General features: G+C 53.5%; 12 protein-coding genes. 7 read left to right on the top strand and 5 right to left on the bottom strand.

Going from position 1 to position 13313, the window contains the following annotated elements; genetic code table 11:
• Positions 1-120: 120 nt before the first annotated feature.
• Complete coding sequence (locus tag RCCS2_RS16285) at positions 121-1677, top strand: hypothetical protein (RefSeq protein WP_156788592.1); 1557 nt, start codon at positions 121-123, stop codon at positions 1675-1677.
• A gap of 13 nt (positions 1678-1690) precedes the next feature.
• Here the strand turns inward: RCCS2_RS16285 and RCCS2_RS16280 are convergent, their stop codons facing one another.
• Together RCCS2_RS16280 and RCCS2_RS18015 are read right to left on the bottom strand one after the other, a co-directional pair.
• On the bottom strand, positions 1691-2362 hold the full coding sequence (locus RCCS2_RS16280) for a hypothetical protein (protein WP_008236265.1): 672 nt from the start codon (positions 2360-2362) through the stop codon (positions 1691-1693).
• Complete coding sequence (locus tag RCCS2_RS18015) at positions 2359-3114, bottom strand: class I SAM-dependent methyltransferase (RefSeq protein ID WP_156788591.1); 756 nt, start codon at positions 3112-3114, stop codon at positions 2359-2361. The genes RCCS2_RS16280 and RCCS2_RS18015 overlap by 4 nt, the downstream gene beginning before the upstream one ends.
• A gap of 163 nt (positions 3115-3277) precedes the next feature.
• Here RCCS2_RS18015 and RCCS2_RS16270 point away from each other — a divergent pair, with 163 nt between their 5' ends.
• From RCCS2_RS16270 to RCCS2_RS16250, 5 genes are read left to right on the top strand one after another with little or no spacing between them, the layout of a single operon-like run.
• A complete protein-coding gene (locus RCCS2_RS16270) occupies positions 3278-4201 on the top strand; it encodes a hypothetical protein (RefSeq protein ID WP_008236262.1) in 924 nt (307 codons plus the stop codon).
• Positions 4194-5198 carry a glycosyltransferase family 2 protein gene (locus tag RCCS2_RS16265; protein ID WP_008236260.1) on the top strand — a complete coding sequence of 335 codons (1005 nt, stop codon included), beginning with the start codon at positions 4194-4196 and terminating at the stop codon, positions 5196-5198. Before RCCS2_RS16270 ends, RCCS2_RS16265 begins: the two co-directional genes overlap by 8 nt.
• Positions 5191-6159, top strand: coding sequence for a hypothetical protein (locus tag RCCS2_RS16260; RefSeq protein WP_037294387.1), 969 nt, complete (start codon positions 5191-5193; stop codon positions 6157-6159). Before RCCS2_RS16265 ends, RCCS2_RS16260 begins: the two co-directional genes overlap by 8 nt.
• Before the next feature lie 40 nt (positions 6160-6199).
• Positions 6200-6646 carry a type II 3-dehydroquinate dehydratase gene (gene aroQ / locus RCCS2_RS16255; RefSeq protein WP_008236256.1) on the top strand — a complete coding sequence of 149 codons (447 nt, stop codon included), beginning with the start codon at positions 6200-6202 and terminating at the stop codon, positions 6644-6646.
• Complete coding sequence (locus RCCS2_RS16250) at positions 6643-7407, top strand: LuxR family transcriptional regulator (protein WP_008236254.1); 765 nt, start codon at positions 6643-6645, stop codon at positions 7405-7407. Before aroQ ends, RCCS2_RS16250 begins: the two co-directional genes overlap by 4 nt.
• Positions 7408-7798: 391 nt before the next feature.
• Here RCCS2_RS16250 and RCCS2_RS16245 read toward each other — a convergent pair whose 3' ends face one another.
• From RCCS2_RS16245 to rpsB, 3 genes are all read right to left on the bottom strand, one after another.
• The gene (locus tag RCCS2_RS16245) at positions 7799-9655 is read right to left on the bottom strand and encodes a hypothetical protein (protein WP_156788590.1); all 1857 of its coding nucleotides are present in this window, start codon (positions 9653-9655) and stop codon (positions 7799-7801) included.
• Positions 9656-9892: 237 nt separating this feature from the next.
• On the bottom strand, positions 9893-10765 hold the full coding sequence (gene tsf, locus RCCS2_RS16240) for a translation elongation factor Ts (protein ID WP_008236249.1): 873 nt from the start codon (positions 10763-10765) through the stop codon (positions 9893-9895).
• Between the two features lie 73 nt (positions 10766-10838).
• Positions 10839-11621, bottom strand: coding sequence for a 30S ribosomal protein S2 (gene rpsB / locus RCCS2_RS16235; protein WP_037294385.1), 783 nt, complete (start codon positions 11619-11621; stop codon positions 10839-10841).
• Positions 11622-11875: 254 nt separating this feature from the next.
• Here rpsB and RCCS2_RS16230 point away from each other — a divergent pair, with 254 nt between their 5' ends.
• Positions 11876-13267, top strand: a complete 1392-nt coding sequence (locus tag RCCS2_RS16230) for a hypothetical protein (RefSeq protein ID WP_008236245.1) — start codon at positions 11876-11878, stop codon at positions 13265-13267.
• Positions 13268-13313 lie beyond the last annotated feature (46 nt).

Here is a 13313-nt window from a genome sequence, read left to right as displayed (position 1 = left end):
AGCGGCACCGACTTGTCAAGCGTGCGACACGGTGTTGTACGCGGTCAAACACTGGTTGTTTTACCTTTGCTCGGGTAAAGTATGATCAAGACGTCGCAGGTTGCGACGGTAAGGAGCGTTATGACTGTTCACACCCACCAGATGACGCGCGCAGAGCATCTTTGCGCGCAATATGAACTGGATTTTGCAGAGGTATTTTCACAGCAGTTTCGGGTTGAAAAAGGGGATGCGCGGCCCCTACCCGGCTTTGCCCTTCACCGCTTGGGCCATTGGCACGTGCAAGTCGCGGCTGGTCTGCCGTCTGCTGTGGCTGAGACACAGCAAGGAACCCATGTGGCGTTGTTGGGTGTCGCTGTAGACGCCAATGGCGACGTTGTTACCAAGCAGCATTTGTCCCGTCAAACGTCTGCTGACGACCTTATTACCTATCTGAACGCTTGTGCGGGTCGTTTCGTTTTTATCGTTGTGACATCGCAGTTTAGCAGGCTTTATGGTGACGCGGTTGGCAGTCTTGGCGCTGTGTATGATCCGCAAGACGGATGTATCGCGTCAACGATAAACCTGGTTCTTACCCGTGAGGTGGTTGAAAATGACGATTATCCGCTTGCCGCGCTTGCATCTCATGCCAAAGCCCGTTTTGCCTTTGGGCATACCGCAGACAAATACGTCAAACGGCTGTTGCCAAATCACTATCTGGACATGGAGGCGCTGACACAGCACCGGTTCTGGGACGGTCAAGGTGACATCACGGATATCGCCCCGTCGGATACGCCCGCTGTGATTGATCAGATTGCTGATCGCCTGACCCAAGTCATGGCAGGTCTGGCCACCTATTTTCCTGATACGAAATTGCCGATCACAGGTGGGTTGGATAGCCGTGTCCTTTTGTCCTGCGCCGAACCCTTTGTTGATAAGCTGTTTCTTTACTCGCACGCCGAAAACATGATGGGCCGGCGGGATACCCGCATTGCTGGCCGTCTGGCGCAAATTCTTGACCAGCCCATGGCGGTGTATGATCCGGGACGCGATCCTGACTACGCCATCGACGATGCAGTGCGGCTTATGACGTTAAGCAATGCCAGCCAGATCGCAAATGGCGAAGGTGTGCTTGGCACGCAGATATCACAGGTCCGTCTGGAGGTTCTGCAAGCCCCGCCCCGCGGCGGCATCGTGATGCGCGGCAACGCCGGAGAGCTGATGCGCGCCATGCTGTGGCGCCGCGCGATTGTCGAGTACAAGAATAACACCACCCATGACGTACAAACCGGGCTGCGGATGATGATGCTGACCGACAATGAGATGCTGAAAGACCTTAACCCGACAGACCGCGATAAGCTGATGCAGGACTATAATGCATGGTATGCAGATTTTTCAGGCACACCAGCCAAGCGCGTCTTTGATTTGCTTTTTATCGAGCATTTCCTGTCACACGGTCAGGGCAACCATTTCTATGCATTCACCCACAACTTTTATCTTTACCCCTATTGCGACCGAAAGGTTCTGTCGCTTATCACCTCCCTGCCCCCGGATCACCGTGCAGAATTGCGCTATACAGAGGCGATCATCGCGACGCGTGCGCCAGAGCTGCGTGACATGAAATACGGCCGCAAACCAGTTACGGTACATTTACGGGCTATGCGTAATGAAGACCCAAACTGGTTTTTCAATCGTGATTAGATAGGGTTACAGATCAACGCTTATGCACAACAATAACCTGATCGCGCCTTTGCTTTTGGTATTTGACCTGAAAAACAAAACAGCCTGACATGTCTTTGCGCAGCCCGTTGAATTCGTCGGCCACGTCTGTATCGACATGCGCAAACTCTCTGTTTTGCTGATACGACTGGAACAAGGCAGCGGTCTTGGTGATTCCGTCTTTTTCATAGGCTGGCGGCTGCCAACGCAGATCTTCAATGATATAAAGCCCGCCTGAACGCAGCTTTGGAAACAGCGTCAGAAAGGCGTTTTGCTGGTGATGCGAGGCATGTGATGCGTCATCAATGATGATGTCCATCTGCGGCAAATCGGCTGTCGCTTGCGCAATCCCGTCCCTTGTGTCCATGTCGCAGCGCACAAATGAAAACCGTTCGTGCGAAAACCACGAGAAATCAGAGATATCAAGGCCGGTAATCTGGGCCTTTGAAAAATACTCCAACCACATGCGGATAGATGGCAGGTCAGTGGTCTTGCGATCTGCGTCGATCCCATGCTCTGGCCCGCCGATCAGCAGCCCCATTTCCATAAAGTTGATCTGTTGGTCCGCAAAAGGCTGGAACAGCATATGGTAGAGTTCCGTATAGCGATGCTTTTTGGAACCTTTATCTGACCCGTATTTGTCAGCAAGATCGGTAAGATTGGTCAATGGTCGGCCCCTTGCGTTTGCGCCTTATCTGATTTGTTCCATATGGCGGTATAGTCGCCCTGATGCGTCTTGGTGATCTGCGTCGCTGCGTTGGCTGTCGGCAGTTTCCGGATCACGTAATAAAGATACCATCGCCCTCCCAGCCCCTTGGATCGAAAGCGCACGCCGCCTTTGCCGGTATCAGCCACATGTATGGTCGGCTGTGCGGGATCAATGCATACTGCAGCACAGGTTTCCACAGCGCACCGCCGGGTGTCTTGCCAATAGCGCCAGACCAGTTCTGGACTAAATTGGTAAAACCCGTGTCCCGCCCAACCCGTCATACCGTTGATTGAAATAAAGATGCCATCGTCCTTAAGCATGTGAAACACATTATCGAGCGATTGTGGCGTGTTGAAAATATGCTCGATCGTGCCACCATCAATAACCACATCGAAACGGCTATGAAGGTCATCAGGCAACGGGTCGTTCAGGTCATGCGCGATATCGCACCCCTCGTAAGGGGATGCATCCATAGAGATTACAGGTGGAAAGCCGATGCGATCAAAAAACGTTTCGGAATAGCCGTCCTCTTGTTGGTAGTGGCTATATCTGAGCGGCAGGTCAGCGGCCCGCAATGCCTGCTTGAAATAACGGCGTTCGCCGCGCCGGACTTTCAGCGATTGCCGTCCCAACATGACAGCCGAGGATTTGTCGGCAACAAAGGATCGCGCTTTGATCAACTGAATTCCGAATGCACTATCTATCGCCACACGCAAGGTCCCGGACTATGATTTGCTAGCTTCTAGCATGCGATGGGCGGCGGCCCAAGTACCGATCTGTGTTGTAAGCGCCCTTGAATGATATGGACAATCAAGCCATCACAGAAGCCAAGCAACGCCAATCTTGGCTGGTCTTGAGGGAATGACGATTACAATGGAAGATGATGACGCCACAATCGAAACGCCGGATGCGTCGGTCTTGTCTGCCATTGCGCAACCATTGTGGTTTGCGGAACTGTCCCCGGGGGGCACCGGGGAAGGGTTTTTTGAAAAGACGTCCCGGCATGCGCTGATGTTTGTGCGGCGTGTGCGCCCGGTATTGTTTGTGTCCTTCGACAACCTGTCAAACATTGGTGACAGCAGCCCCACGCGTGAACCGTGGGCGTTTAAGTTTGCGCGTGATTTATCCGTGTCGCACCTGGGTGTCATGGCTTACGGCAAGATGTGGTATCGCGATGCGGACCTGATCGCGCGCATGCACAAGCTGCGTGATGAAGGGTTCTTTGACGGCTACGACCGTGTGGTTTTTGCGGGATCATCCATGGGTGCTTTTGCGGCCCTCGTGTTCGCTTCGCTAGTGCCGGGCGCGCATGTGCTGGCGTTCAACCCGCAATCCACGCTTGATCCTGCATTGGTGCCTTGGGAAGAACGGTATTGGACGGGGCGTCGCCAGGATTGGACCTTGCCGTTAAGTGATGCGCAAGGTGCGTTGGCGCAGGCTGGACGGGTGAGTGTGTTCTATGACCCCTACTTTGCCCCGGATCGTCAGCATTTCGAACGTATCGCAGGCCCCAATGTGACGGGCTATAAATGCTGGTATTCAAGTCATAAATCAGCCGTTTTTCTGCGCAAAATTGATGCGCTGAAACCCATCATGACAGCCGGTTTGCTGGGCGAGGTCACACAACCCATGTTCTATCAGCACTATCGCCGTCGCCGCGAATTGCGCTGGTATGCCGGGGCATTGGCCGAATATTATACGAAACACGGACGCGATGACATGGCGCGCCGCACGATGAAGACTTTTCGCCAACTAAAACGCGCCCGCGCCGCCGAGGCAGAGACCCAGAATGACTGATCTGAACTATACCATTGTCACCACGATGAAGAATGAGGGCCCCTTCATTCTGGAATGGATCGCATATCACCGGTCCATTGGGTTCACTGACTTTACGGTGTTCACAAACAACTGTGACGACGGCACCGACAAGATGATCCTCCGTCTGGAGGAGCTGGGGGTCGCAACCCATGTGGTCAACAAGCTCAAGCCCGGTCAAAGCCCGCAACGCAAGGCGCTGCGCCGCACCCAATGGCATGATAAAACGCAAGAGGCCGACTGGCTGATGTGTGCCGATGTGGATGAATTCCTGATGATCCGGACAGGTGACGGGCACCTGACCGATTTGATGACAGCAGTAGGCGATGTTGATGCAATATCGTTTTGTTGGAAGTTATTCGGCCACGGGCAGATCGAAGAATTTGAGCCGGGCTTTGTAACGGAACAATTCCTTTGGTCCGCCCCCGAAGACAGCTATCCCAATCAGCGCGCGTCGGGCATGAAGACGATGATGCGCAATAACGAAAAATTTGTGCGGTTGAAAATCCACCGCCCGCTGGTGGCTGACGATCCCAAGGACCTGAAATGGGTCGATGCGGGCGGGCAACCGATGCCGGAACAGTACATACGTTCAAAATGGTCAGCGCATCGCAAGTTTTCGCATAAATACGCCCGCTTGCACCACTATGCTGTGCGGTCTGTCGATAGCTTTTTGGTCAAACGCGACCGTGGGCGCACGAACCACGTGAACGGTGATCAGGGGGTTGATTACTGGCAGTCAATGAATGCCAATTATGAGTATGACGATTCAATTCTGGCCCGGTTGCCTGCCGCGCGGGAAGAGTATGATCGCCTGATTGGTGATCCCATCTTATCTGAACTGCATCAAACGGCTTGCGACTGGCATATCGCCAAGATCAAAGAGCTGAAAGCCCGCGACGGCTGGCCTGCGTTCCGCGAACAGATCGCAGCGATTGATCAAGGCGCGGCGTGGCGTGAAACGCACGCTGATGACTGAACCCTACACAGTTTTGCATGGTGGCTTTCACAAAACGGCAACGACGTTTCTGCAAAAGTCATTACAGCGCAATAAGGGGAAACTGAAGAAAGCAGGCGTGCATTATGTCCCCCACCGGGAAATTCGCAAAAAGTACACCGTTCCTTGCCAACAGAATGCAATGTGGGAAATGGGGCTGCCCCGTAAGACCTTGATTGACAACAATACATTACACGATATGGCAACAACCTACTTTGCGCCTTTGGTCGACGATCCCCCCGATCGGTTGATCCTGTCGGATGAAAACCTTGCCGGGCACTGTGGAAACTGCGTGAAGGTGGGCAAACTTTACCAGTTCCGTCATCAATTTATTGGGGCCTTCGCCAAAGAACTCCCTTTTCCGGTGCATGAAATTTACTTTGCGGTCCGAAACTATGCGGACTTCTTTGCTGCAGCATATGTGGAATATTGCAGGTCCCTTCAGGAAGTCGGGCCGCCCTATGTTTCGTCTCGTAAAATGTGTACGCGTGTTTTTCATCATATGCATGGTTGGAATGGCGTAATCAATATCGTCACACGACACTTCCCGCATGCACATATTTATCTTTGGCGGTTCGAGGATTTCGTCAACAACGACAGCATGGCGCCTGCCATCCTGCAGCGCTTGGTGGGTGAAATGGTCGATGTGCACAAGTTTAACGCCCCGCGCGGCAACAGCAAAAGGCAGTCAGCGTCGGCCCGCGCAATGGCAGAGCTGGAATTGCTTGCACTGACCGAAGGTCTGCCCGCCCTTGTCGCGCAACGGCAGGATATCCAAAGCCGCTATCCCCGCAATGCACAGAATGGCCGCTTTGACCCATGGTTGCCGTGGGAGCGCGCACATCTGAACCGGCTTTATGCAGATGATATCGCGCGGCTGCAGACCAATAAACATGTCACCCTGTTGGACCCTGCAACGCTTGGAGTCTTATCTGTCCCATAATCTATTTTGATCAACTGGTTAAAGCTGTTAGAGACAGTTCATGACGTGTTCGATCCTCATTCTGAATGGTCCCAACCTTAATCTGCTTGGCACACGCCAACCCGAGGTTTACGGCCCAACGACCCTTGCCGACATTGAGGCGCTTTGCCAGGCAAAGGCCACTGATCTTGGGGTCGATATTACCTTTACGCAAAGCAATCATGAGGGCGAACTGGTTGATCTGTTGCATGCAGCACGCGGGACACATGCGGGGATTATCCTGAACGCAGGTGCTTATACCCACACATCAGTCGCGCTGATGGATGCGATTTCCAGCATTATGGTGCCGGTCATCGAACTGCATTTGTCCAATATTCACGCCCGTGAGGCGTTTCGCCAGAAATCCTATATCGCCCCCGTGGCCGTGGGCCAAATCTGCGGCTTTGGTGCGGCGGGATACCCATTGGCGATTGATGCGATCCTGTCCTACATCGGAGAAGCGACATGACATCGCTTGTCTCCCACCTTGAAAAGCTGACCAACGCCCGCACCGTCGAGGAGTTGTGGGATGTCCATAGCCGCCAGATGGAAACCTATGGTTTTGATCGGTTGATGTATGGGTTCACGCGATATCGCACCTCTACCGGTCTTGGGGATCCGCAGGATTGGGTGCTTTTGTCCACGCAAAGCCCTGAATATATGAAGGTTTTCTTTGATGAAGGTCTTTATTATCACGCGCCGATGCTGCGATGGGCGCTGGCCAATAACGGGGCGTGTAGCTGGCGCTGGATGATGGACATGAACCGTGTTGATAACCTGACCGCAAGCGAACGGCGGGTTATGGAATTCAACAAATCGATGGATGTCACCGCCGGATACACTGTCAGTTTCCGTTCCATTTCTGAGCGGACAAAGGGGGCGATTGCATTAACAGCAAAGGCTGGCATGACGCAGGACGCCGTCGAACAGACATGGACCAAACACGGTGAGGAGATCATTGTGTTGAACAATGTCATGCACCTCAAACTGTTGACCCTGCCCTATTCTGGCGAACGCAACCTGACCAAACGCCAGCGCGAGGTGTTGCAATGGGTCGGCGATGGCAAAACCACACAAGATATCGCGCTTTTATTGGGCCTGACCCCTGCCACCGTTGAAAAGCATCTGCGGCTGGCCCGCGAAGCATTGGATGTTGAAACAACCGCCCAGGCGGTGCTGAAAGCGGCGTTCTACAATCAGATGTTTGTGATGGACCAAGACGCTATCTGAGCAATCTTATTGCGCACGACGTTAGGTCAAATTTTCGAAAATTTTTCCAAATGGTCAGGTTTCCCATACTTTCGTGACGTCAGGTAAAATGACACGATACAGATGTTCCGTGAGTGGTGGCCTTAGGCCTGGGAACGTGGGGTTGATATTCCTTGTGATTTCAAGGCTCTGTAACCTTACTCCGGGAAACCGGACGTTGGCGTGGCGGGTTTGCTTGTCACGTCAGCACACACGATAGATGTCGAATCCTCGTCCCGAAACTGGACCGGCATTTTATCGTGGCAGCATCGACCGTCTTCCCGGTTCGGTGTTGTTCTTTTCTCCCCTGAAAAGGGAAAGCGGCCCGCGCGTATGTACTGTTTGCGGGCCGTTTTTCGTTTTCATGCGTGGTTTAGACAAAGTCCATCGAGAGAAAATCAAGATACTCCGCAGTCAGGTCAAGCGGATTGACATAGGTGGTTGTCATCGGGCCATCAGAGCCATACTCAGTCAGCCGCACACCCCAACTTGGGTTGCCTTGATCATCAAGACCATCGGCATCAATCTCAAGAAACGCGGAAAGCACACCAGTTTCGAAGACTTCATAGGTGACATCATCATCATCGAAGACCACAGCTTTGACGCTTACGTTTCCGTCTTCATCGAATGTCGTTGACTTGGTATCCCAAACTTTGAAATCGAATACATCCTCTTCGGTTGTCGCGATTAACAGCCCGGCCTCAAATTGTTCGACTTTTTCTACACCATCGTCGAAGGTCGTCTCGCGCTCAGAGATCACACCGTCGAAATCATAGCGCGTGATGATCTCTTCCCACGGCTTTGCCCCACCATCGAGCGGCGGATTGCCGAACAGATCGACGTTGTCCAACTGTACCGTCTCTGACCGCGTCCCGTTGTCGAACAACTCAAACCGCTGTGTGCCATCGTCGAAGGTCGTCTCGCGCTCAGAGATCACACCGTCGAAATCATAGCGCGTGATGATCTCTTCCCACGGCTTTGCCCCACCATCGAGCGGCGGATTGCCGAACAGATCGACGTTGTCCAACTGTACCGTCTCTGACCGCGTCCCGTTGTCGAACAACTCAAACCGCTGTGTGCCGTCGTCGAAGGTCGTCTCGCGCTCAGAGATCACACCGTCGAAGTCATAGCGCGTGATGATCTCTTCCCACGGCTTTGCCCCACCATCGAGCGGCGGATTGCCGAACAGATCGACGTTGTCCAACTGTACCGTCTCTGACCGTGTCCCGTTGTCGAACAACTCAAACCGCTGTGTGCCATTGTCGAAGGTCGTCTCGCGTTCGGTGATCACACCGTCGAAATCATAGCGCGTGATGATCTCTTCCCACGGCTTTGCCCCACCATCGAGCGGCGGATTGCCGAACAGATCGACGTTGTCCAACTGTACCGTCTCTGACCGCGTCCCGTTGTCGAACAACTCAAACCGCTGTGTGCCGTCGTCGAAGGTCGTCTCGCGCTCAGAGATCACACCGTCGAAGTCATAGCGCGTGATGATCTCTTCCCACGGCTTTGCCCCACCATCGAGCGGCGGATTGCCGAACAGATCGACGTTGTCCAACTGTACCGTCTCTGACCGTGTCCCGTTGTCGAACAACTCAAACCGCTGTGTGCCATTGTCGAAGGTCGTCTCGCGTTCGGTGATCACACCGTCGAAGTCGAATGAAGTGGTGATGGTTTCCCAGTTGAATACGTCAGCTATGTCACTGCGCTCGGATGAGATACGGACACCATCCTCAAAGTCGGTCATCTGCACGACGCCATTGTCGAAAATAACATTTTCCGAAAGGCGTGTGCCGTTTCCGTCGAATTTTGTGTCGATGAATTCCCAATTCCGGGTCTGAGAATAATCATAGCGTGTCTCGCTCACCCCTGGCAGGAAGATATCAAGCGAAATGAGACCATTATCTAATTTGGTCATGCGTGTGGCGATGTTCCCTTCTGCATCATGGGTAAGGGTAATTTCCGCCCACGCCTTGGCGCCATCACCAAAGAAACCATCCCGCAAGAGGGTCTGCGTGCGAATACCGTTTTCAAAGCTCTCGGTCACGCGCAGATCATCGGCATAAACCGTTCCGATTGAGGTGGGTTGACCATTCACATCATATTCAGTGACACGACTTGTAAATCCTACAGTTTCGATGGTTCCAAGATTAATATCACGTACAAGAATACCGTTTTCGAATGTGGCGATCACCTCATTGCCAATGTCAAAAAGAGTGCGCGTTGACACGACTAGCCCAGTATTGGTGTCAATTGTGGTTTGGATGCTAACCCATGGAAATTCATTGTTGGTGTCAAATATGGTAGATTGCTGAAGTGACATAATAATCCTCTGGTTGAATGCTATTAATGTTTATTTAACATTTTTACACACCCATTAACCACCTTATTCGAAATAGTTTGGTGCTTAAAACGAAACAGCCCACCGGCGGAACCGATGGGCTGTCTTGGTAATTTTCAGGCCGTATCAGCCGTTCAGCTTGGCCACTTCGGCAGCGAAATCTTCTTCGACTTTCTCGATGCCTTCGCCGACTGCCAGACGGGTGTAGCCTGTAATTTCAACACCTGCTTCTTCGGCCGCTTTGGCCACTGTCAGATCGGGGTTCACAACGAACTGTTGGTTCAGCAATGTGACTTCGGCCATGTATTTCTTCATACGGCCGACGATCATCTTTTCGATCACCGCTTCTGGCTTGCCGCTTTCGCGGGCGATGTCCATCTGGACCTGCTTTTCTTTTTCAACAACAGCCGGGTCGAGGTCGGCTTCGGACAAAGACGCAGGGTTCGCAGCCGCGATGTGCATGGCCACCTGACGGCCAAAGGCCTCATTATCGCCGGTCATTGCGACCAGAACGCCGATGTTACCCATGCCGGGTGCGGCTGCGTTGTGCACGTAGTTCACCACGGATGCACCTTCCAGCGCGACCATGCGGCGCACGGACATGTTTTCGCCAATCACGGCAACCGCGTCAGTTACGGTTTGCTCAACCGTCTTGCCGCCCATATCAGCGGCTTTCAGACCGTCGATGTCGGATGTGCCCAAGGCGACATCTGCGATGCCAGCAACCATTTTCTGAAAGTCGGCGTTTTTCGCAACAAAGTCAGTTTCGGAATTCACTTCAACCGCAACGCCTTTGCCGTCTTTCACAGCAACAGCCACAAGGCCCTCGGCTGCGGTGCGACCGGATTTCTTTGCAGCCTTTGCAAGGCCCTTGGTGCGTAGCCAGTCAACAGCCGCTTCCATGTCGCCGTTGTTTTCTGTTAGCGCCTTTTTGGCGTCCATCATGCCTGCGCCTGTGCTGTCGCGCAGCTCTTTCACCATTGCAGCGGTGATTGCCATGTTACTTCTCCTTTGGAGGTATTTCAGGGGGTATGGGCGGGGCGCGTGGCCCCTGCCCTAGAACGTATGCGGCTTATTCAGCAGGTGCAGCTTCGGCTGGCGCTTCTTCAGCAACAACTTCTTCTGCCAGATCTTCCATCTCGCCCATGTCGATGCCAGCGGCACCCATCTGTGCTGTCATACCGTCAAGTGCTGCGCGTGCAGCCAGATCAGTATAAAGTGCTATGGCGCGTGCGGCGTCGTCGTTGCCGGGGATGACATAATCAACGCCAGCCGGGGAACAGTTGGTATCGACGATGGCCACAACCGGGATGCCCAGCTTGTTGGCTTCGGCGATGGCCAGGTCTTCTTTGTTGCAGTCGATGACGAACAACAGATCAGGCACGCCGCCCATTTCGCGGATGCCGCCCAAAGACGCTTGCAGTTTGCCCTGCTCGCGTTCCATGCCAAGGCGTTCTTTCTTGGTCAGGCCAGCGAAACCGTTTGCGGATGCTTCATCAATCGCTTTCAGGCGGTTGATGGACTGCGATACTGTCTGCCAGTTTGTCAGTGTGCCGCCCAACCAGCGGTGGTTCATGTAGAACTGCGCTGATTTTTCAGCCGCTTCCATGATGGGTTTTGCTGCCTGACGTTTGGTGCCAACGAACAGAACGCGGCCGCCTTTGGCCACTGTGTCACGCACAACTTGCAGCGCCTGGTCCAGCATTGGAACAGTCTGCGTCAGATCCATGATGTGGATGCCGTTGCGTGATCCGTAGATGTATTGATCCATCTTTGGGTTCCAGCGCGCTGTCTGGTGGCCAAAGTGTACGCCTGCTTCAAGCAGCTGACGCATGGAGAACTCGGGTAAGCCCATGTCGTATTTCCTTTTCCGGTTTCAAGCCTCAGCGGGGGATCAGCGTTTTGCCAACCGGTGGATGCCTTGGGATTTCTCCCCAACACACCCGCCCCCGCCTGCGGGATTAAGTGCGCGCCGTATATGAGAGGTTTTGCATCTGCGCAAGCGGTCTGATTGCACTTTTATCGTTTTTCGACCGCGTCAGTTGATCAAGACGACCAATACGGCGCCACGGCCCTAGCCAGTTCACAAAATCTATGTGAAAAAATGGGATGAAACAACGATATCTATCCGGCTTGGCGGTCTGCTTTGCACTTACCGCTGGTCAGGCAAATACGCAGCCTTTTCAAACACTGATTGTCACAACGACGGCAGATAGCGGCGCAGGCAGTCTGCGCACGGCTTTGAATGCCGCAAGTGCCGTGAATACACCCACACGCGTTTTGATCGCGGTGGAGGGCGATATCGTGATCGCGTCCGGCCTGACGTATGACGGAACCGCCCCAATCGAAATTGCAGGTCGGGGAAATCTGATCCGGACGGAAGAGAATGTAACGTTGCTTTTGGTGCCCAATGGGGCTGATCTGACTGTCACGGATTTATCGTTTCGCGGTCCGGGCGGGTTTAGCGCGGAAAACCGTGGTGATCTGAATGGAACCGCTGGAAAAGGCATCGCGGTGGATGTGCCAGCCGACGCCAGCGGAAACGTCACGCTAAAGCTGACTGACGTGACGGTTTCAGATGTTGCAGGTCACGGTGTTCATATATCGGATTGTTCGTTGGCGCATGACTGCAGTCAGGGGCGCTATGGGTCGGCTGCGGGGCTGAACATTATGCTCACGAATGTCGTGGTTGAAAACGCGGGGCATGGCCGCATTGATGCTGATGGTCTGCGTGTTGATGAACGCGGCGATGGCAGTATCAGGTTTACAGCAATCGGGACCTCTTTCTTGGGTGCGGGAGGAGATGGCGTTGAACTGGACGAAAGCGGCGCAGGCGATATTTATGCCGATGTTGTGCGTTCAACCTTTACTGACAATGGCAGCTATTGCCAGCCACAGATTTTCGACGCTTTCATGCCAGCCGCATCAAAGGGCGAATTCAGAAACAATCAAATGGCCGAAGATGCAGTGCCCGGCCCTGTCATCCAATCCCCCGACAATACCTGCATTGAACGCGAGGTTGAGCTGTATAGCAGCGGTTTTGTCAAATCGTATGCATTTGTCATCGACCTTGAAGATGGCATTGATCTGGATGAAGCTGATGACGGATCAATCTACGCCACGATGTTTGCCTCTGTCATCGCAAGCAACCTGGATCAGGGTGTGGACTTTGATGAAGAAGGGTCAGGCGGGATCAACGTCAGTTACGCCGCCACACAAGCGCGTTTCAATGCCGATGATGGCTATAAAGTATCCGAGGAAGGCGCAGGCGACGTGATTGGCAGGGTTGATATGGCTTTTGCGACTGACAACGGCGGAACAGGTTTTGTTTTCGAAGAAGAAGACAGCGGGAATCTGAACGTGGCCGTCAATGCAGCCACGGCCCTTGGCAACGATGTGGGCATCAAAGTTGTGCAAGAAAACGGCGGTACAGGCGGCCTGACGGTCACAACATCTGATATTGACGACGGCATTGATGCCGAAGACGTCATCGTGCGCTAAATGTCTGGGCCGGACCACATTGTGTAATCCAGCCCAGCTGAGGCTT

It is taken from the genome of Roseobacter sp. CCS2 (genome assembly GCF_000169435.1).
Classification (GTDB): Bacteria; Pseudomonadota; Alphaproteobacteria; order Rhodobacterales; family Rhodobacteraceae; genus Yoonia.
Note: the sequence above shows the minus strand (reverse complement) of the source record. Positions and strands in the feature narration are given on the sequence as shown.

Coding starts and splice junctions, on each gene's coding strand:
- RCCS2_RS16285 (WP_156788592.1), top strand. CDS start 121: ATGACTGTTCACACCCACCAGATGACGCGCGCAGAGCATCTTTGCGCG.
- RCCS2_RS16270 (WP_008236262.1), top strand. CDS start 3,278: ATGGAAGATGATGACGCCACAATCGAAACGCCGGATGCGTCGGTCTTG.
- RCCS2_RS16265 (WP_008236260.1), top strand. CDS start 4,194: ATGACTGATCTGAACTATACCATTGTCACCACGATGAAGAATGAGGGC.
- RCCS2_RS16260 (WP_037294387.1), top strand. CDS start 5,191: ATGACTGAACCCTACACAGTTTTGCATGGTGGCTTTCACAAAACGGCA.
- aroQ (WP_008236256.1), top strand. CDS start 6,200: ATGACGTGTTCGATCCTCATTCTGAATGGTCCCAACCTTAATCTGCTT.
- RCCS2_RS16250 (WP_008236254.1), top strand. CDS start 6,643: ATGACATCGCTTGTCTCCCACCTTGAAAAGCTGACCAACGCCCGCACC.
- tsf (WP_008236249.1), bottom strand. CDS start 10,765: ATGGCAATCACCGCTGCAATGGTGAAAGAGCTGCGCGACAGCACAGGC.
- rpsB (WP_037294385.1), bottom strand. CDS start 11,621: ATGGGCTTACCCGAGTTCTCCATGCGTCAGCTGCTTGAAGCAGGCGTA.
- RCCS2_RS16230 (WP_008236245.1), top strand. CDS start 11,876: ATGAAACAACGATATCTATCCGGCTTGGCGGTCTGCTTTGCACTTACC.